General features: G+C 66.7%; 2 protein-coding genes. Both read left to right on the top strand.

The features are described from left to right. Positions 1–50 precede the first annotated feature (50 nt). Positions 51–1,637, top strand: coding sequence for a sugar ABC transporter ATP-binding protein (locus NKH23_RS34290; RefSeq protein ID WP_352717101.1), 1,587 nt, complete (start codon positions 51–53; stop codon positions 1,635–1,637). Continuing rightward, positions 1,634–2,650, top strand: coding sequence for an ABC transporter permease (locus NKH23_RS34285; protein ID WP_352467912.1), 1,017 nt, complete (start codon positions 1,634–1,636; stop codon positions 2,648–2,650). The genes NKH23_RS34290 and NKH23_RS34285 overlap by 4 nt, the downstream gene beginning before the upstream one ends. Positions 2,651–2,681 lie beyond the last annotated feature (31 nt).

The following is a 2,681-nucleotide window of genomic DNA, read 5'->3' as shown; positions in this document are numbered from 1 at the left end:
GCCGGCAGGCCAGAGGGGGTGCTGTCCCGCCAGCCTTGCGTGACAACCGAATGATCGAGGAGCAAACTTTGCCCAAGGCAGCCGCTATTGCGCCCTCTCCCGCCCTGCTCACCGTCGAGGGTGTGACCAAGCGCTTTGCCGGCGTCACCGCGCTGAACGACGTTTCGCTCGAAGTCCGCCCCGGCGAGATACTCGGCCTGCTCGGCGAGAACGGCGCCGGCAAATCGACGCTGCTCAAGATCCTGTCCGGCGTGATGCCGCCGTCCAGCGGCCGCATCGTTTTCGACGGGGTCGAATTCAGCCCGCACAATCCGCAGGATGCCAAGCGCCACGGCATCGTTACCATCTACCAGGAACTGAGCCTGATCCCGACGCTGACCGTGGCGGAGAATATCTTCATCGGCCGCGCACCGCTCGGCCGGTTCGGGCTGGTCAGCTGGCGGAAGATGGAGGAAGATTCGCGCGCGATCATCGCTCGCGTCGGCCTCGACCTCGACCCGGCGACGCCGGTGTCGGCGCTGTCGGTGGCCGAGCAGCAGCTGGTCGAGATCGCCCGGGCGCTGTCGCTGAAGAGCCGCTTGATCATCATGGACGAGCCGACCTCGGCGCTGACCGAAACCGAAGTGCACAGGCTGATGTCGATCATGGGCCGGCTGCGCAAGGACGGCGTCGCCATCATGTTCGTCACCCACCGGCTGGAAGAGGCATCGGCGATCTGCGACCGCATGACGGTGCTGCGCGACGGCAGGCTGGCCGGCCATCTCGACCGCGAAGGTGGGCCGATCAGACTGCCGAAGATCATCGAGAAGATGGTCGGCCGTGCCGCTTCCGAGCTCTATGCCAGGCCGACCCAGCGCGATGTCGCCGGCGACGTCCGGCTCTCGGTGCGCGGCCTGCGCACGGTGCGCGATCCGCAGGCGCCGCACGCCATCGTGCTCGAAGGCGTCGATCTCGACCTCAAGGCCGGCGAAATCCTCGGCGTCGCCGGGCTCGTCGGCTCCGGCCGCACCGAGCTCGCCCGTGCCATCTTCGGTGCCGACCGCATTGCCGCCGGCACCATCAGGCTCGACGGCAGGCCGATCGCGCCGGCCTCACCCGCCGATGCCATCGAGCTCGGCATCGGCCTGGTGCCGGAGGACCGCAAGCACCAGGCAATCTTCGCCGCACTCGCCATCCTCACCAATTTCTCGATCGCCGCGCTCGACCGCTACTCCAATGTCGGCTTCATGGCCGAGCGGCGCGAGCGCGAGGCGTTGGCGAACTACAGGAAGACGCTGTCGATCCGCATGGCCTCGCCCGAGCAGGCGATCGAGGGACTGTCGGGAGGCAACCAGCAGAAGGTCATCCTTGCCCGCTGGCTGGCACGCGATCCCAAGGTGCTGATCGTCGATGAACCGACGCGTGGTGTCGATGTCGGCGCCAAGGCGGAGGTGCACCAGATCCTGGTGGAGCTCGCGGCGCGCGGCATCGCCATCATGATGATCTCGTCGGAGCTGCCCGAGGTGCTTGCGGTGTCGGACAGGATCGTCACCATGCGGCGCGGGCGCATTACCGGCGAGATGCCCGGCATCGAGGCGACCGAGGAGAAACTGATGGAACTGATGGCGCTCGACCAGAAGCAGGAAGCAACGCAATGACCAGCACGACCGAACGGAGCCAGCGCGGCGGCGTCAATATTGCGCGCCTGCTGATGAGCTTCGGCCCACTGATGTTCCTGGCGTTGCTGATCGTCGTCTTCACCGTGCTGAAGCCGAGCTTCATCGACCCGATCAACCTGTTCAACATCATGCGCCAGATCTCGATCACCGGGCTGATCGCGCTCGGCATGACCTTCGTCATCCTGACCGCCGGTATCGACCTGTCGGTCGGCTCGCTGCTCGCCTTTTGTGGCATGGTCGCGGCCGTGGTAGCCAAAGGCGGCACCGCCAACACGCTGTCGCTGTCGACAACGGGCACGCAAGGCTATGGCTGGTTCGCCGCCCTTCTCGCCGCCGTCGTCGTCGGCGCCGTGGCCGGCGGCGCCCAGGGCTTTGCCATCACCAGGCTGAAAGTGCCGCCCTTCGTCGTCACGCTCGGCGGCCTCACCGTGTTTCGCGGCCTGACGCTGACAATCTCCAATGGCGGTCCGATCTCCGGCTTCGACGCCTCGATGCGCTGGTTCGGTACCGGCCTGATCGGCCCGGTGCCGGTGCCGGCGATCATCTTCGCGATTGCCGCAATCCTGTGCCACATCGTGCTGCGCTACACGCGCTACGGTCGCGCCGTCTACGCCGTCGGCGGCAATGCCGAGGCCGCGCGGCTCTCCGGCCTGCGGGTCGACCGCATCCTGATCTCGGTCTACATCATCGTCGGCTTCTTCGCCGGCCTTGCCGCCTTCGTTTTGTCGGCGCGGCTCAACTCCTCCGAAGCCGTGGCCGGCATCGGCTACGAGCTGACGGTGATCTCGGCGGTCGTCATCGGCGGCACCTCGCTGTTCGGCGGCATCGGCAGCGTCGGCGGCACTGTAGTGGGCGCAGGGCTGATCGGTGTGCTGCAGAACGGCCTGCAGTTCAACAACGTCTCGTCCTACACGCAAAGCATCGTCATCGGCCTGATCCTCATCCTCGCCGTGGCCTTCGACCGCTGGCTGAAATCGCGGGTGAGGCGGTGATGGTGGAGGAGCGGTAGCTATCCAGGTCGGC

It is taken from the genome of Mesorhizobium sp. M1328, assembly GCF_040318075.1.
Classification (GTDB): domain Bacteria; phylum Pseudomonadota; class Alphaproteobacteria; order Rhizobiales; family Rhizobiaceae; genus Mesorhizobium.
This window is presented reverse-complemented; position numbering and strand designations above follow the sequence as displayed.

What these genes read in the sequence shown, in the direction of transcription:
- NKH23_RS34290 (WP_352717101.1), top strand. Translation starts at nt 51, where the DNA reads ATGATCGAGGAGCAAACTTTGCCCAAGGCAGCCGCTATTGCGCCCTCT.
- NKH23_RS34285 (WP_352467912.1), top strand. Translation starts at nt 1,634, where the DNA reads ATGACCAGCACGACCGAACGGAGCCAGCGCGGCGGCGTCAATATTGCG.